This window comes from Peptidiphaga gingivicola (assembly GCF_001652275.1).
In the GTDB taxonomy this organism is placed as follows: domain Bacteria; phylum Actinomycetota; class Actinomycetes; order Actinomycetales; family Actinomycetaceae; genus Peptidiphaga; species Peptidiphaga gingivicola.
Window position 1 is genome coordinate 850,697 of record NZ_LVZK01000001.1, and the last position, 15,360, is coordinate 866,056.

A 15,360-nucleotide genomic window follows, 5' to 3' on the forward strand; every position below is an offset into this window, starting at 1 on the left:
GGCTGCCGGCGCTTAGATGCCAAAAACTGGGACCGCGAATGGATCGCATATACGATTGGCCTATGGGCGATGAGCAGTCCGCGGTTGAGGGCGACGGCGCGCGTGAGAAAAGCTCGCGCGGGCACCGTTTACAAGGGCAAGAGCCGCGCGTGAATGGGAGGGACGACGCGCCGCGGAACCGCGCGCCGGGAGGCGGCCTGCGAGATCGGGCCCGCGGCATGTTCGTCGGTCTCGCCGTCGGCGACGCGATCGGTATGCCCGCAGAATTCAAGGAACCCGGCGAGTTCGAGCCGGTCGGAGGTCTGCGCGCCGGCGGCCCGTTCGACCTTCCGGCGGGGCATTGGACCGACGACACGTCCATGGCCCTTTGCCTTGCGGACAGCCTTTTGGCTTGCGGCGGCTACGACTCCTACGACGTCATGGACCGCTACCGTCGATGGCGGCGGGAGGGGTACCGAAGCTCGACCGGCGTCTGCTTCGACGTCGGCAACCAGGTGGCCGCTGCGATATCCGAATTCGAGGGCAACCCTTGGGTCCCCAGGGGCAAGCCACGGGTTCTGTCGGCGGGCAACGGCTCGATCATGCGCCTGGCCCCGGTGATCGTCGCCGCCTTCGGGGCGCGCAGGCCGGAAAGCATCGTCGAAACGGCCGGAATCTCAGCGCGGGAAACCCACTATTCCGTCGAAGCCGAGGCGGGTACGGAGCTATTCGCCGCGATGCTTGTGCGGGCAATGGAAGGGGCGGACAAGCTGGAAATATGCAGCCCGCGCTCATTGAGCACGGGAAAGCAATTCGATGCGACACTCGACCGCGTCGTCGGCGTCGAGAAACTCGAAAACACCGGCTATATCGTCCATAGCCTGCAGGTCGCAGCATGGGCATTCGCCAGTCACAAGAGTTTTCGCGACGGCATGCTCGCGGCGGTGAACCTGGGCGGAGACTCGGACACGAACGGCGCGATATACGGCCAACTCGCCGGCGCCTATTACGGATGCGGGGCGATCCCGCGCACGTGGCGGGACGGGGTCTTCATGGCGAGCGAAATCGCCGCCTTGGCTGACGATCTGCTCGCCATGAAGACCTGCCCCGTCTTGCGGACGCGATTCGAAGAAGACTGATGCTCAGTCCTTCTTAAAAGCGCCCTTGATCTTCTCTCCTACGGCCTTGACGTCGGACTTGACGTCCTCGGCGAACTCCTTCACTTTGCCTTCGGCATGCTGGGCTTTGCCTTCGGCATGCTGGGCTTTGCCTTCGGCTTCCGTGTCCTTGTCGCCGGTGACTTTTCCGGCGAATTCCTTCGCCTTTCCGGCGACCTTGTCGAACGTTGAATCGTCTGCCATGGCCTTCCTCCTTTTGGCGGAGCGTTAAATGGACGTCGCCATCGTCTCATCATTTGAAAAGAAAATCTACATTCCCGACGTCGCAAGGAAGAGGCGTCCCGCACTTAAACGACAGGCGTCCCGTCTTTGAAACGCACAGGCGCATCGGCCCTCGAAACGTAGAATTCTCCCATGAGCATGCCGCCTGCGAACATTGAGTTGACGCCCTGCACCGCGAACGACGTCGATAAGCTGAGCGCCGTCAGCGCGGCAACCTTCATCGAGACGTTCGCCGAATATTACAGCGCCGAGGACTTCGACGCGTTTCTTCGCAAAGCGTACGCGCCGGGGACTCTCGCCGAAGAAATCGCCAACCCCGGTTCGACCTTCTGCTTTGCGCGGGTCGACGGCGAAATCGCCGGATACGCGAAGATCAACGTCGGCGAGGCGCAAAGCGAGGACGCCATGCCCGACGCTTTGGAAATCGAGCGGATCTACGTTCTGAAAAGGTTCAAGGGGCGCGGCCTGGGCCGGCTCATGCTGGAGAGGGCCTTCGAGGATGCCCGGGCGCGAGGAGCCGAGTCCGTGTGGCTCGGCGTCTGGGAGCACAACGACGCCGCCTTGGGATTCTACGAACATCTCGGATTCGAGGTGTTCGGGTCCCACGCATTCCACATCGGCAAGACGCGGGACACGGACCTGCTCATGAGGCGCAAGGTCGGTCCGCGAGATTGAGCGGGCGGGATGCAAGCCCGCCGGACCGCTCCGAGCAGGGCCGTCTGAACCGAATGTGCAGGGCCGGCCGACCGCGCAGAGTCAGCCGGCCGGCCTCGCGTCGTCGGCCGATCAGTTCGGCGTGTATCGGTAGATTGACGGCCCCTTGGCGTAGTAGAGGTTTCCGTCCGTTCCGCGCACGAGCCCGCTGACCCCTCGGGCGACGGGCGCGGAGACTTTAAACGTCTGCGCGGAGACGGGGAAAAGCGCCGTTCCCGGCTGGAAAACGCCGTAAAGCATCCCGGATTTGTAGACTAGCTGGCTGCGGTTGACCTCTTTGCCGCCCGAGACCTTGGCGCGCTTGACGACGTCGAGGGTATTCGGATTGAGCTCGAAGACGTACCCGCCGGTCGTGCCGTACAGCTTGCCGTCGTCGCCGAAAGTCAATGCCGTGACGGCGTACTGTTCGAAACCGGGAACGGGAGTCTTCACAGCCGTGACCGTCTGCTTTGCCACGTCGAAGACGAAGACCTTGCCCTCGGACTTGCCGGAGTGCTCGAATTCGGAGCCGCTGCCCCCGCGCGCAGTGGTTCCCACGTAGAGCTTTCCGTCGCGATAGGCCATGGAAATCGGCGAAAGGCCGTCGAGTGAGCCCCTGAGCGCCGGATCGGCCACGGGCAGGTCCTTGAGGAGGTAGACGAGGTTGGGCTCCATTTGGTTCTTGGCGACGTCGTAGAAGCCGAGCGCTCCGCCGCGCTCCCCGTATCCCGGCACCGTTCCCACGGCCACACGGCCGTTCGCGACGCTCGTCATGGCAAAGGGGCGGTCTTGATTCTTTCCCTTGGCAACCTCGATCGGCTTGCGCGTTTCGCCGGTCTTCAGATTCCGCGATTCGAGCATTCCGCCCGTGTACAGGCCGGAAACCAGCCAGTCGCCGCTTTGGGCGAAGGATTCGACCTGCTTGAGAGACTGGGGGAGCAGGCTGTAGGAGCGCGACGCCGGGTCTATCCGCGCGATCTTCCGGGTGTGCATGAACCAGCCCGCGTAAAGCTTGCCGTCGCTGGGGGCGATCATCGACTGAATTCTGCGGGGGGCGATGTTTAGCTTGGCCTTGAATGTGGCGCCGGTTTTTGCCTTGGCGTCGTAAACCGTGATCCCGTCGCGATTGATATTGGTGGAGACGAAGACGTCGTGGGTGACCCAAGCGGACCTGCTGAGGTTGTCCGCGAACTCGTCATTCGTGAAAACCGGGCGCTCCGAGCCGTCGTCGGGGTTGTGCTCCATCAGATTCCGCTCGGATGCGCCCGTTCGCGGATTCTTCGCCGTCGCGAAGTAGTAGACCTTTTTTGCCTCGCCTGGCCTCGCGACGACGCGCTTGGTGAAACTCCGGGCCTCGCCCAGAAGCGCTCCGGTGTTCGGGTCCAGCGCGCAGGCGCCGTCGCAGATGAGACTGCCGTCGGCGTTCCGCATATCCGACATGGTGACGTACAGGCGGCCGCCCTTGGCCTCGAGGCTTGCGACCGAGCCGGAGCCTTTGCGCAGCGCGGCCGGGACGTTCAAGCGCTGCGCCCGCGGATTCGCCGTCGGGATCCTGTAGATCGACGGCTTTGTCATACCCGTTCCGACGTAGACGACGCCGTTCTCGTAGGCTATCGAGCGGACGTCGCGCTCTCCCTCCTGAATCCGACTGCCGGTAAGGTCGCCCCACCGGCCGCTCTTGGCGTCGTAGGTGAGGACCCTGCCGCCGTGCCCTTCGCTGGAACTGGCGATGTAAAGCCTGTCGTGTTCGTCCGCGACGACGTCCCAATAGAAGCTGCCTCGCCTGGAGATCTCTTCGTAGTTCTTGTTCGACGAGCCGTCGTCTCCCAGTCGTTTCACCGTGTAGGTGTCGGGATCGATGTCGTAGAGCCTGCCGTTGCTGCACGCCGCCACGACGTGCCTGTTGCTGAGCGTGGCGTAGCCCCATGGGTAGAGTTCGGCGCCGTCCTTGTCCAGGACGGTCTTTTCGACGTCGATCTTTCTCTTGTTCTTGAGGTCGATGACGTTGAGCGAGCCCCCGTAGCCCCCGGAGACGACGAAGGCCAGCGGCCTGCCGCCCTTGTCGGTCGTAGTCCCGTAACTGGGGATGTTCGGTTCGTCTGGGATTGGCGTGGACACAAGCTCCTCGCGTCCCGCTTGCGTCGCCGCCGGTCGAGGAAGGCCGGCCGGCGCCAAGGCGCCGGGCGACATCGACTTTCCGGACGACGCCGATCGAGCGGCGATGGACGAGGAAACCTGGTCAGCCTTGGACGCCGGCGTCTCGGCGGCCATTGACGTCGAAATCGTCGATGCGGACAGGGCAAGCGCCAGTCCGGCTCCCAACATCGTCTTGCGCAGACTCGGGCGTCGGTTCGAATGCGAAATCGAGCCTTGGTCTGAGCGCGGATTCAAGCCCGAGCCTCGATTCGAACGTGGGCCCGGGCCTCGATTCGAGCGTGGGCCCGAGCCTCGATTCGGGCGCCGGCCATGCGTGAAGCGGGTCGCGCGGCTGTTTTTCATTGTTTTCCTTTCCGACGTTCCGGTTGGTCCGTTCGCCGATATTCTGGGCGCCGTCGCTCGCGGCAAACCGACGATTGGTTGATCGTAATATTTTTGATTCTTCAATTACTTTTGGCTGCGATCATTTCACAGACGGGCGGCCGCAGGGAAGCGATTTTGAAAAATGACCCGAAGTTGGAATTGTTCAGTTCAACAGTTGGAATTGTTCAGTTCAGTAAATGCACCCGCGTGGACTAGGCTCTTCCTCAAAAGGCAGGCTCCCGAACGAGGAAATGCGAGGAACGGATATGTGCGGCGAATCCGAAGGCGAGTGCGTCTTTTTCCTCAGGGGCGTCAACTTGGGCGCTCGCAGCAGGGTTTCCATGCCGCTGCTGCGCGAACTCGTCGCATCGAAATTTGGCTTGGAGCGGGTGCGCACACACCTTCAGAGCGGAAACCTGCTGTGCACTCCGCCGGCGGGTCCGCAGGACTTCGCCGACGGCCTGACGAAGCTCGTCCGCGAATGGTTCGGCGTGGACAGCCCCGTTGTCTATCGCACCGCCGCTGATTTGCGGAGGGCCGTCGAGGCCGACCCCCTCGCCGACGTCGTTGGAGACGAGTCCTTTTCCCACGTTATGTTCTTTGACCGCGACGTCGATTCGTTTGACGGCCGGCGCTTCCGCGACGCCCTCAAGGACGGCGAGGACCTGGCCTGGGCGCCGCGCGAACTCTACCTGTGGTACGGCACTCCGCGAGGGCTCCACGGTTCGCGCATCACCCAGGCCTATGCAGAGCGCCATCTGGGCGTCACCGTCACGGCGCGCAACATGCGCACGCTGCGAAAGTTGGCGACGATGCTGGACTGAAGCTTCTGCGAGTCCCGCCCCGGCGTAGGCGCACGCGGACCCCGTTGTCTGCGCGCGGCCGCGCCTTGGGGCGGGGCTCGCACTCGGCGGTCGAAATCAGATCTGCTCGACCACGACTTTCACCGCCCGCACCAGCGAGACGGCCCCAGGATCGGGCGTTCCCAGCGACTTCTCTCCGAGGGGCCGGGCCCTGCCGAGCTTGGCGACGAGCTGCACCGTGGACTCGGCCCCAGCCTGGCCCGCGGCCACGGCGGCCTCGCCTTTGGCCTTGAGGTCGCCGTCGGTCGAGACGAAGGCATCGACCAGCGGAACGAGCGCGTCGACCATCGTCTTGTCGCCCACCTGGGCGCCGCCGAGCCTCTGCACGGCTGAACGCCCGGCGATGACGGCGTCCGTGATCGAGTCGAGCGAGGGGGCCTCTTCGTTTCCGAGGGCCGCGCCGATCGCGGTGAGAAGGGAGCCCCACAGGGCGCCCGAGGTGCCGCCCGCGCGGTCGGACCAAGCGTCGCCCGCGGCGCTCAGCGTGGTCGCCACGCCCGCGCCCTGGTCGGCGATGGCCCGCGCCGCCTGGGCGGCGGCCTTCGATCCGTTCGCCATTCCGATGCCGTGGTCGCCGTCGCCCGCGATCGAATCGAGCTTGCCGAGCTCGTCCTTCGACTCCTCGAGCATCTCCGAGACCTTTTCGAGGAGCCCGACGACGACGCCCGCAGCCTCCCGCGAACTCTCCGAGCCCTTCTCGGTCACGACCACGGTCGCCGCCGCCGAGTTGAGCTCGGCGTCGTCGCGCTCAACCTCGCCGACGGAGCCCTTCCTGTAAGCGGGGGTGTCGCAAGGCGCGTCCCAGTAGGAAAGAAGCTCGTCGTCGACCCACACGAGGGTGAGCGAGACGCCCGCCATGTCCAGCGAGGTGACGAATTCTCCCGATTCGACGTCTGCGATCTCCACGCCGGCGGCCTTCAGGCGGTCGACGACGGACCCGACGACGACGAACAGCTCCTCGTACTTCGTGTCGCCCAGTCCGTTGACGATGGCAATGACGCGATTTCCCGCCGATTCGGGGCGGTCCTCGAGGAGGCCTTCCACGAGGGTGGCCGCGACGTCGTCTGCGGAGCCCAAATCGTCCTCGGAGACCCCCGGCTCGCCGTGAATGCCGAGGCCGATTCCCATCTTCCCTGCGGGAACCGTGAAAAGCGGGCCGTCGGCGCCGGGGAGCGTGCAGCCGGAGAAGGCGACTCCGAAAGAGCGCGTGGCCGCGTTCGCCTTGGCGAAAATGCGCTTGACCTCCTCGAAGTCCTTGCCCGCCTCGGCGGCCGCCCCCGCGATCTTGAAGACCGGGAAGTCGCCCGCAATGCCGCGGCGCTTGTCGAGTTCGTCCTTTGCGCCGGAGGCGATGTCGTCGGTGACCACCAGGGTGTCGGCGGGGATTCCCTCAGAGCGCAGACGTTCGATGGCTTGGCCGAAATGCAGGACGTCGCCCGCGTAGTTCCCGAATCCCATGAGCACTCCGGCGCCGCGGTCGGCAGCCTTGAGGACCGAGTACGCCTGGGCGCCCGAGGGCGAGGAAAAGATGTTCCCGCACACCGCGCCGTCGGCGATTCCGGCGCCCACCCAGCCGGCGAATGCCGGGTAGTGGCCCGATCCGCCGCCGTAGACCACTGCCACCTTTCCCTGCGGAGTCGCGGTGGAGCGGACGACGCCGCCGTAGACCGGCTTGACGTAGCGCTTGTTGGCCAGGACGAACCCTCGCAGCGCCTCGGCGGGAAAATCCGCGGGTGCATTTACTAGTCGCGTCATTGCGTGCCTTTCCTAGTTGCCGCCCGTCGCCGGGCGGCTGCGTGATGTACGTTGATCTTATATCCCAGTGACCCGGTACACAATTTTGCAGGAAACATCGCGATGGTTGAGGGTGACGGCGAGAATTCGCGCTTCTTACTGGTGCGTTGTTACATTTTTTGCCTGCCTTTGCACTGTCGCTTTGCAGCGCCGCGGCAAACGGCAGAGGCAGCCGATCGGCTTTCAGGCGGGAAGGCGGCCGGGCCGACGGCGAAGCGGCCGCCTCAGGGCGGCTCCGCGGATGGGGCCTTAAAAGCCGACGGACGGGATCAGCGGACGGGGCCCGTGACGGGGCCTGCTGCCCGCCGGGAAGGCGGCCGATCGGCCTTCGAGTGCGGGAAGGGGCACCCGAACGCGTAGGCTAGGGCCATGAGCATGAACGCCGCCGTTCTGCACGGCATTGACGACCTGTCCCTCACGCGCGTCCCCGTTCCTGAGCCCGGGCCCGGCGAAGTCCTCCTCAAAGTCGAGGCGAACACGATCTGCGGCACCGACCTGCGCATTGTTTCCGGCGCCAAAACCGCGGGAGTCCGCCCCGGAGTGATCCTAGGCCACGAGTTCGCCGGGAGGGTCGCGGCCGTCGGCGAAGGCGTCGAAGGGGTCGACGTCGGCGTGCAGGCCACGTGCTCGATCGTCCTCTCGTGCGGCCGCTGCCTCCAATGCCTGGCCGGCCGCGAGCATCTGTGCGAGAACTTGCGGCTCTTCGGATACGAGATCGACGGCGGGCTCGCCGAGTACCTGCTTGTGCCGCGCGAGGCGATGGAACGCGGCAACCTTGTGCTCGCGCCGCGCGAACTCGAACCGACGGCGCTTGCGTTGGCCGAGCCGGTCAGCTGCTGCCTCAACGGGGCAAGGCAGTTTCGGGTGAGCCCGGGCGAGGCCGTCGTCGTCCTGGGAACCGGGCCGATCGGACTGCTTCACGTCGCGCTCGCCAAGCTTGCAGGGGCCACGCGGATTGTGGCCGTCGGGCGCCCCGGACGCCTCGATCCAGCGCTCGCCCTCGGCGCGACGCACGCCCTGGCCTCGCAGGGCGAGAAGCTCACCCGCGAGATTCTCGACGCGACCGGCGGCGGGGCCGACGTCGCGATCGTGGCCGTCGGCGACCCCGCGCTGGCCAACCAGGCGCTCGAAGTGGCGGCCGTCGGCGGGCGGGTCAACTATTTCGCCGGTTTCCCCAAGGGATCGACGGCGGTGACGGAGCCGAATATCGTCCATTACCGCGAGCTGCAGGTGACGGGCGGCTCGAACGCGCGCAGGGCCGACGTCCGCCGGGCCGTGGAGCTGCTTTCCAGCGGCGCCCTCGACGTCGGCAGCCTCGTGACCCACCGGTTCCCGCTGACCCAGATCGACGCGGCGATCGCCGCGGTGCGCGAGCGCGCGGGCCTCAAAGTGGCGGTGGTGCCCGACTGAACGGCGCCCGCGCGCCGTTCCGTGCTTCGGCCGCTGCCCGGGCGCGCGCAGCCGCCGAAAAGCGCACCGCCTGCACGGACGTCGCTCAAACGCGGGATTCGCCGGGCTGTTGCGAGACTCGGCCGTTCCAAGGCGCGACACTAACCATGCGCCTGCACGGACGTCGCTCAAACGCGCGATTCGCCGGGCTTTTGTGGGGCTTGGCGCTCACTGGAACGTCGGCAGCGTGAGCTCGCCGGCTATCGGCCGCCCGATCCACGTTGCCAGATCGTTTCCGCGAAGCCCCTGAGACAGAAGGAAGACGATCTTGGAGTACACGGCCTCCAAGGTCATGTCGCCGGCGCCGACGGCCCCCGCCCTAGCGATGGCGTCGCCGGCCTCGTAGTGGCCAAGAAACACTTGGGCTTGATGGCATTGGGAGGCGACGACCACCGGGACGCCGTCGGCGATCGTCCGCTCGAGCACCTCGGCCAGCCCGGGTTCGGCCGCGGGCACGTTGCCCACGCCGTAGGCGCGCAGCAGCACTGCCTCCGGACGCGGGGTGAGAAGGGCTTCGAGCCGTGAGGACGATATTCCGGGCGCGAGGTCGAGCACGACGACGTCGTGCCGTGTGTAGGGAGCGGGATCTCGCCAATCGTGTTCTTCGGCGCCCCTGGCGCAGCCGACGCCGTCGGCGGGCGCCTGCGCGGCTTCTAAAAGGGAAGCCTTCGCTCCGGAAACCGTCGCCCCGGAAGCCTGCGTCCCGGAAGCCGTCGATCCTGAAGGGGAAAATCCCGAAGCCGTCCCTCCCGAAGCCGCCGCCCCGGAGGCGGCAGGCTCGGGCCCGGCCGTCGGCGAGACGACCTCGTCGGTGGCGTACCACCGCCAGGGCGCGCCCGTTCGCGCGAGCGGCGGGACCGACGGCGAGGCAAAGCCCTCGAAGGACCACGAGCTCGTCTTTGTCACGCGGTTGCCGGCCAAAAGGTGGTGGCCGAAGAAAAGGCTGACGCCCTTCGCCCTGCCGGAGGCCGCGGCGCGCAAGGCGCCCGCCACGTTTCCCGCGGCGTCGGAGCCGACGTCGCCCAAGGGGTATTGCGCCCCGGTGAAGACGACGGGCCGGTCAAAACCTACGAGGGCGTAGGAGAGGGCGGCGCTCGAATAGCTCATGGTGTCCGTGCCGTGAAGCACCACGAAGGAATCGGCCTCCTCGCGGTGGGCGCGCAGATCGTCGATGATCGCCTGCCACGATTCGGGCGTGGCGTTCGAGGAGTCGATGAGCGGCTCGAGCTCCGTCAGGCTCACCCGCCCCTCGAGCTCGGTCCCTGCGATCAGAGAGTAGAGCCATCCCCTGAGGTCGGCGCCGGGGACGAGGCCGTTGGGCGAGTCGACCATGCCGATGGTTCCGCCCGTGTACGTCACGTGTATGCGCATTTCTTCCTTCCTTGGAGTTTGTGCACGTCGAACAATCCTAGCCGCGGCCGGCTCACGTCCTGCAGGCTGCTTAGCGCTCGCCGCCGGCCGAAAGCGCCTGGTCGCCGTCGTCGGCGGCCTCCTCGTCGAGAACGCGGTCGAGAAGGGCGCCGTCCACCCGCCCGCGAACGAGGCGCCAGCCGCCTGCCATCATCGCGACCACCGGCACGAAGAGCGCGAGCGTCCACCGGCCTTCGGAGCTCGTGAGATTGGAGCCGACGACGACGGCGAAGAACGCCAGGGCGATGTAGTTCGTGACCGGGGCGCCGGGCATCCTGTAGGAGGGGCGGGTCTCCTTGCCCGCCTTCACGCGCCTGAGGAAGGCGAGGTGGGTGACGAGGATCGAGGCCCACGTGCCGGCGATGCCGATGGCCGCGAGGTTCATGACGACGTCGAAGGCGTCCTTTTCGAGGACGACGTTGAGAAACACCCCGACGAGGCCGAGGGCCGAGGTGATGACGATGGCGCCGTAGGGCACGTGGTTCGCGTTCATGCGGGTGGCGAAGCGCGGGCCCGAGCCTGCCACCGCCAAGGAGCGAAGCGTGCGGCCCGTCGCATACAGGCCGGCGTTGAGCGAGGAGAGCGCGGCGGTGAGGACGACCACTTGGATCACGCTCCCGGCGTGCGGCACGCCGATTCCCTTGAAGAAAGTGACGAAGGGGGATTCGTCCTTCGAATACGCGGTGTACGGCAGGACGACGGCCATGAGCGCCACGGCGCCCACGTAGAAGACGAAGATGCGGACGATCATCGAGTTGATGGCCTTCGGAAGAACGCGTTCGGCCTCTTTCGTCTCGCCTGCGGCAACGCCCACCATCTCCGTGCCGCCGAAGGCGAAGACGACGCCGAGGGTCAGCGCGAAGACCGGGGCGAGTCCCTTGGGGAAGAAGCCTCCCGACTCGGCGATGTTGTGGAAGCCCGCGGTGTGGCCGCCGACGTCGTGCCCGACGACGATCGCCCAGACGGCAACCGCCATGAAGCCGACGACCGTCGCCACCTTGATCGCCGCGAGCCAGAATTCCGCCTCGCCGAACATCTTGACGCTCAGCAAGTTGAGGGCGAAGACCAAGGCGAGGGCGACGAGGGCGATGAACCACTGCGGAATTCCTCGGAATGCCGTCCAATAATGCATGTACAGGGCGACGGCCGTGATGTCCGCCATGACGGTGACCGCCCAGTCGAGGAAAAACATCCAGCCCGCGACGTAGGCGCCCTTCTCGCCCGTGAACTCGCGCGCGTAGGAGACGAACGCGCCCGAGGAAGGGCGGCGGATTGCCAATTCGCCGAGCGCCCGCACCATGAGAAACGCGAAAATCCCACAGATTCCATAAGCGACGACCAGCCCGGGGCCGCCCTGGGCGAGGCGGCCGCTGGCCCCGAGGAACAGACCCGTTCCGATGGACCCGCCGATGGCGATCATCTGGATGTGCCGAGGCTTGAGCTCTTTGCTGTATCCGGCGTCGCCCCTGTCGTGTTTCGCGGCGGTCGATGTCGGGAAGTGCGCGTCTTTCATCGTTCCTCCTGTCATTGGCAAACGAGCGGTCGCGAGTGCGCGATTGCGGCAATTCTACGTCCGCGGCGGTTTGCGATTCGATCCGTCGGAGGCGGTTGCGCCGGCGGCCCGAACGTCGTCGGCGGCGCGCCGGGCGCCCGTGGGACGAGCCGGCGCGGACATGCCCGCACGGAAATGCGTTGACTGCGCGCTGGGGCCCGTGGGACGAACGGTCTGGCGGCTTGCGGCTCGGCGTGGGAAAATTGGCACATGACATACACCCTGGTGCTGCTCCGCCACGGCGAGAGCGAATGGAATGCAAAGAACCTCTTCACCGGCTGGGTCGATGTGCCTCTGTCGGAGAAGGGGCGCGCCGAGGCCGTCCGCGGGGGCGAGTTCCTCAAAGAAGCCGGAGTGCTTCCCGAGAAGCTGTTCACATCGATGCTTCGCCGCGCCATCATGACGGCGAACCTTGCCCTTGATGCAGCCGATCGCCACTGGATTCCCGTGGAGCGCCATTGGCGTCTCAACGAGCGCCATTACGGTGCCCTTCAGGGCAAGAACAAGAAGGAGATCCGCGACGAGTACGGCGAGGAGCAGTTCATGCAGTGGCGCCGCTCCTACGACGTTCCGCCGCCGCCGATCGAGGCCGGTTCCGAGTTCTCCCAGGACGCCGATCCGCGCTACGCCGGCGAGCCGATTCCCGCCACGGAGTGCCTCAAGGACGTTCTTGAGCGCCTCCTTCCCTACTGGGAGTCGAGGATCGTCCCGGAAATCAAGACCGGCAAGACGGTCATGATCGCGGCTCACGGCAACTCGTTGCGAGCCATCGTCAAGCATCTTGACGACATTTCCGACGACGACATCGCCGGAGTCAACATTCCAACGGGCATTCCGCTGGTCTACGAGCTCGACGAAAAGACGCTCAAGCCGGTGAAGAAAGGCGGCACGTACCTCGACCCCGAGGCCGAGGCGAAGATCGCGGCGGTGGCCAACCAGGGCAAGTGAGTCTGGTCGCTGCCACGCGGCCCGAAGGCCCCGTCACAGGTCGGAAGGAAGCGTTTCCGTCTGCCTCTGGTCGGGGCCTTCGGGCGGGTGCGGCGCTCGCTTCGCGTGCGGGGGACCGCCGCTCGAAGGCGTTGTGTCGCCCCGACCGGCGCCTGCGCCTTGCGAAGGGGCATGTGATCTCGCTTATTCGAGAACTGGAAGGCTTCGAGAATTGGTTCTCGTTCTATTCGAGAGCTGGAAAGTCCTCGATGGGAGGTTTTCGTCTGTTCAAGGTTTGTGGGGCGGGGTGTGGAAGGCCATTGGTTCAAATCGCGGCGCGAAGTGGGCTGCGGCGCGCGTCGTCGGCGCGTTGGTTGCCGACGACAATCGGCGGAGGACGGCGGAAAACTCCGGATCATCGACGTGGGGGACCGTGTCGCTTAACGCCTTTCGATCAGTTTCGCAATGGGGTACTAAAACCTGAGTAAAAGAGCCGACGTTACCGCCTTAATGATAGAATGTCTACTTGGAACCAGTCTGAAGCGAAGGGAATGGGACCGCATGTCCTACACAATCGGCGAGACGGTCGTTTACCCGCATCACGGCGCGGCTCGCATCGAAGACGTCTTCACGCGCAAGATCCGCGGCGAGGAGAAGACGTATCTCAAGCTTCGCGTCGTGCAAGGGGACCTGGAGATCCAAGTCCCCGCGGACATGCTCGAGGACGTCGGCGTGCGCGACGTCTCCGACGACGAGCAGTTGAAGCAGGTTTTCACCGTCTTGCGGGCGGAGCAGATCGAGGAACCTTCGAACTGGTCGCGTCGTTACAAGGCGAATTCGGAGAAACTGACGTCGGGTGACGTCATCAAGGTGGCCGAAGTGGTCCGCGACCTCACGCGTCGCGACGCCGACAGGCACCTCTCGGCGGGGGAGAAGAGGATGCTGTCGCAGGCCCGGCAGATATTGGGGTCCGAGGTCGCGCTCGCGCGGCAGGTCTCCGAGGGCGAGGCGCTCGAACTTCTTGACGAGATTCTCGGCGAATCGGCGCTCTAGTGCGAGTCGCCGCCGTCGTCGTAGCCGCCGGAAAGGGAACGAGGTTCGGTTCACGCGACGCAAAAGCCCTCGAGCGGCTTTCCGGCGAGCCTTTGCTCGTGCATTCGGCCCGCGCGATGGCCGAATCCGGCGTCGTCGATCGAATCGCAATCGTCGCCCCCGCCGATCGAATCGAGGAATTTGAAGGGATTCTTCGAGCCGTTCCGCTCGGGAGAGCGTCGGATTCCCCCGAGAAAACTGCGGAGCCGACTAAGGGCGTTGCGGACGGCCCTGGGCGGGCGGCGGAGACGATCGGGGGCGATGCGGGGCCGATTGAGATCGACGTTGTCGGCGGCGGGCGGACGCGTCAAGAATCGGTCGCGCGCGGGTTGGATCGCGTGTTTGAGGCGTACGGCCCTGACGCGAGCTCGGATTGCGTTCTCATTCACGACGCGGCGCGCCCACTCGTGCCCGGCGCGGTGATCAGGCGCGTCGTCGATGCGTTGGCCGCCGGGCATCCGGCCGTCGTCCCCGCGCTGCCGGTGGCGGACACGATCAAACGAGTCGAGCGCATCGCCGACGGCGGGCGGGCCCGACTCGGCGCTTCGCTGGGCGGAAGTGGCGCCGGAGCGGCTGAAAACGAGTCTGAAAAGGCCGGAAGCGGAGGCGCTGCATCCGGCGGCGAGGCGGACGCCGGTTTGGAGCGCGTCGTCGAGACCCACGATCGCACCTTGCTGCGCGCCATGCAGACGCCGCAGGGCTTTCACCTCGACGCCATCCTCCGTGCGCACCGGGATTTCGCGGAAAAAGGAGAAGAAGAGGCGAGCGCCGCACCCGACGACGCCGCCCTCGTCGAGGCGGCCGGGCTGCCCGTTGTGCTCGTTCGCGGGAGCGAGCGGTCGATGAAGATCACGCGGCCGATCGACCTCGCGATCGCGCAACTGCTGGCCGACGACCCCTCGCTCGGCGCTTGAGCCTGCCGGGTCTGTTGAGCCTGTTGAGCCCGCCGGGCCTCGGTGCCTGAATCCGCCGATTCGGCTCGGCCTTTCACGGGTCTGTGCCAGTTCCCTCCGGGCGCGGGCCTCTTTTCGCGTTGCCGCCGGCACGATCTAACGCCTTGTCGCATATGCGCCACGAGTAGATAATTTCTGCATGGACATTCGCGTGGGAACAGGAATCGACGTGCACGCCTTCAGCGAGGACCCGTCCCGTCCGCTCTTTCTCGCGTGCCTTCGGTGGCCCGGCGAGCGCGGGCTCGAAGGGCATTCCGACGCCGACGTCGCCGCCCACGCCGCGTGCGACGCCATCCTCATCGCCTCGGGCGTCGGAGACCTCGGCACGGTCTTCGGCACGGAACGGCCCGAATGGGCCGGCGCTTCGGGCAGCGCGCTCCTGGCTGAAGCCGTGCGTCTGGCCCGCGCCGACGGTTGGGCGACAGCCAACGTTTCGATCCAAATCGTCGGCCAACGTCCCAGGTTTCTGCCGCGCAAGGCCGAGGCGGAGAAGGCCATGGGCGACGTCGTCGGTGCGCCCGTCGGCGTCTCGGCCACCACCACGGACCGGCTCGGTTTCACCGGACGGGGCGAAGGTCTGGCCGCTATAGCGACCGCGCTGGTTCATAGGATTTGACGCTGACCCGCAGGGTCTGACCTCGGTTCGTGGGCGACGTCGGCTTGCGACCGCGCTGGTTCATAGTGGGCGACGTCGGCTTGCGAGCGCGCTGGCTCTCATGGAGCGGTAT

Annotated in this window: 13 protein-coding genes; 8 read left to right on the forward strand and 5 right to left on the reverse strand. The window is 66.1% G+C overall.

The features are described from left to right. Positions 1–62 precede the first annotated feature (62 nt). Entirely contained in the window at positions 63–1,118 is a 1,056-nt protein-coding gene (locus A4H34_RS03480; RefSeq protein ID WP_231870937.1) for an ADP-ribosylglycohydrolase family protein, read from the forward strand. Between the two features lie 3 nt (positions 1,119–1,121). On the opposite strand, the gene A4H34_RS03485 is transcribed toward A4H34_RS03480, so the two are convergent. Further along, entirely contained in the window at positions 1,122–1,340 is a 219-nt protein-coding gene (locus A4H34_RS03485) for a CsbD family protein (protein ID WP_064231095.1), read from the reverse strand. A gap of 171 nt (positions 1,341–1,511) precedes the next feature. Between A4H34_RS03485 and A4H34_RS03490 the strand changes: the two genes are divergently transcribed. Beyond that, entirely contained in the window at positions 1,512–2,054 is a 543-nt protein-coding gene (locus tag A4H34_RS03490; RefSeq protein WP_082903031.1) for a GNAT family N-acetyltransferase, read from the forward strand. A 111-nt stretch (positions 2,055–2,165) separates the two neighbouring features. On the opposite strand, the gene A4H34_RS03495 is transcribed toward A4H34_RS03490, so the two are convergent. Further along, a complete protein-coding gene (locus tag A4H34_RS03495; RefSeq protein ID WP_156510240.1) occupies positions 2,166–4,463 on the reverse strand; it encodes a hypothetical protein in 2,298 nt (765 codons plus the stop codon). Positions 4,464–4,858: 395 nt separating this feature from the next. On the opposite strand from A4H34_RS03495, the gene A4H34_RS03505 reads away from it, so the two are divergent. Beyond that, complete coding sequence (locus A4H34_RS03505; protein ID WP_064231098.1) at positions 4,859–5,416, forward strand: DUF1697 domain-containing protein; 558 nt, start codon at positions 4,859–4,861, stop codon at positions 5,414–5,416. Between the two features lie 96 nt (positions 5,417–5,512). Here the strand turns inward: A4H34_RS03505 and A4H34_RS03510 are convergent, their stop codons facing one another. Continuing rightward, positions 5,513–7,210 (reverse strand): dihydroxyacetone kinase family protein, encoded by a 1,698-nt coding sequence (locus A4H34_RS03510; protein ID WP_064231099.1) that lies wholly within the window; start codon positions 7,208–7,210, stop codon positions 5,513–5,515. Between the two features lie 408 nt (positions 7,211–7,618). On the opposite strand from A4H34_RS03510, the gene A4H34_RS03515 reads away from it, so the two are divergent. Next, positions 7,619–8,659: an alcohol dehydrogenase catalytic domain-containing protein gene (locus A4H34_RS03515; RefSeq protein WP_064231100.1), complete on the forward strand. Its 1,041-nt coding sequence runs from the start codon at positions 7,619–7,621 to the stop codon at positions 8,657–8,659. Positions 8,660–8,866: 207 nt separating this feature from the next. On the opposite strand, the gene A4H34_RS03520 is transcribed toward A4H34_RS03515, so the two are convergent. Beyond that, complete coding sequence (locus A4H34_RS03520; protein WP_064231101.1) at positions 8,867–10,069, reverse strand: asparaginase; 1,203 nt, start codon at positions 10,067–10,069, stop codon at positions 8,867–8,869. A 70-nt stretch (positions 10,070–10,139) separates the two neighbouring features. After that, entirely contained in the window at positions 10,140–11,621 is a 1,482-nt protein-coding gene (locus A4H34_RS03525) for an amino acid permease (RefSeq protein ID WP_064231102.1), read from the reverse strand. Positions 11,622–11,870: 249 nt separating this feature from the next. Between A4H34_RS03525 and A4H34_RS03530 the strand changes: the two genes are divergently transcribed. The 4 genes from A4H34_RS03530 (at position 11,871) to ispF (ending at position 15,248) form a co-directional block, all read left to right on the forward strand. Then, positions 11,871–12,608 (forward strand): phosphoglyceromutase, encoded by a 738-nt coding sequence (locus tag A4H34_RS03530; protein ID WP_064231103.1) that lies wholly within the window; start codon positions 11,871–11,873, stop codon positions 12,606–12,608. Between the two features lie 540 nt (positions 12,609–13,148). Continuing rightward, positions 13,149–13,640, forward strand: coding sequence for a CarD family transcriptional regulator (locus tag A4H34_RS03535; RefSeq protein ID WP_009197717.1), 492 nt, complete (start codon positions 13,149–13,151; stop codon positions 13,638–13,640). Continuing rightward, the gene (locus A4H34_RS03540; RefSeq protein WP_082903033.1) at positions 13,640–14,593 is read left to right on the forward strand and encodes an IspD/TarI family cytidylyltransferase; all 954 of its coding nucleotides are present in this window, start codon (positions 13,640–13,642) and stop codon (positions 14,591–14,593) included. The genes A4H34_RS03535 and A4H34_RS03540 overlap by 1 nt, the downstream gene beginning before the upstream one ends. Before the next feature lie 178 nt (positions 14,594–14,771). Continuing rightward, positions 14,772–15,248, forward strand: coding sequence for a 2-C-methyl-D-erythritol 2,4-cyclodiphosphate synthase (gene ispF, locus A4H34_RS03545; protein ID WP_064231105.1), 477 nt, complete (start codon positions 14,772–14,774; stop codon positions 15,246–15,248). The last annotated feature ends 112 nt before the right edge of the window (positions 15,249–15,360 follow it).

What these genes read in the sequence shown, in the direction of transcription:
- A4H34_RS03510 (WP_064231099.1), bottom strand. Translation starts at nt 7,210, where the DNA reads ATGACGCGACTAGTAAATGCACCCGCGGATTTTCCCGCCGAGGCGCTG.
- A4H34_RS03480 (WP_231870937.1), top strand. Translation starts at nt 63, where the DNA reads ATGGGCGATGAGCAGTCCGCGGTTGAGGGCGACGGCGCGCGTGAGAAA.
- A4H34_RS03505 (WP_064231098.1), top strand. Translation starts at nt 4,859, where the DNA reads ATGTGCGGCGAATCCGAAGGCGAGTGCGTCTTTTTCCTCAGGGGCGTC.
- A4H34_RS03520 (WP_064231101.1), bottom strand. Translation starts at nt 10,069, where the DNA reads ATGCGCATACACGTGACGTACACGGGCGGAACCATCGGCATGGTCGAC.
- A4H34_RS03525 (WP_064231102.1), bottom strand. Translation starts at nt 11,621, where the DNA reads ATGAAAGACGCGCACTTCCCGACATCGACCGCCGCGAAACACGACAGG.
- ispF (WP_064231105.1), top strand. Translation starts at nt 14,772, where the DNA reads ATGGACATTCGCGTGGGAACAGGAATCGACGTGCACGCCTTCAGCGAG.
- A4H34_RS03515 (WP_064231100.1), top strand. Translation starts at nt 7,619, where the DNA reads ATGAGCATGAACGCCGCCGTTCTGCACGGCATTGACGACCTGTCCCTC.
- A4H34_RS03530 (WP_064231103.1), top strand. Translation starts at nt 11,871, where the DNA reads ATGACATACACCCTGGTGCTGCTCCGCCACGGCGAGAGCGAATGGAAT.
- A4H34_RS03490 (WP_082903031.1), top strand. Translation starts at nt 1,512, where the DNA reads ATGAGCATGCCGCCTGCGAACATTGAGTTGACGCCCTGCACCGCGAAC.
- A4H34_RS03485 (WP_064231095.1), bottom strand. Translation starts at nt 1,340, where the DNA reads ATGGCAGACGATTCAACGTTCGACAAGGTCGCCGGAAAGGCGAAGGAA.
- A4H34_RS03535 (WP_009197717.1), top strand. Translation starts at nt 13,149, where the DNA reads ATGTCCTACACAATCGGCGAGACGGTCGTTTACCCGCATCACGGCGCG.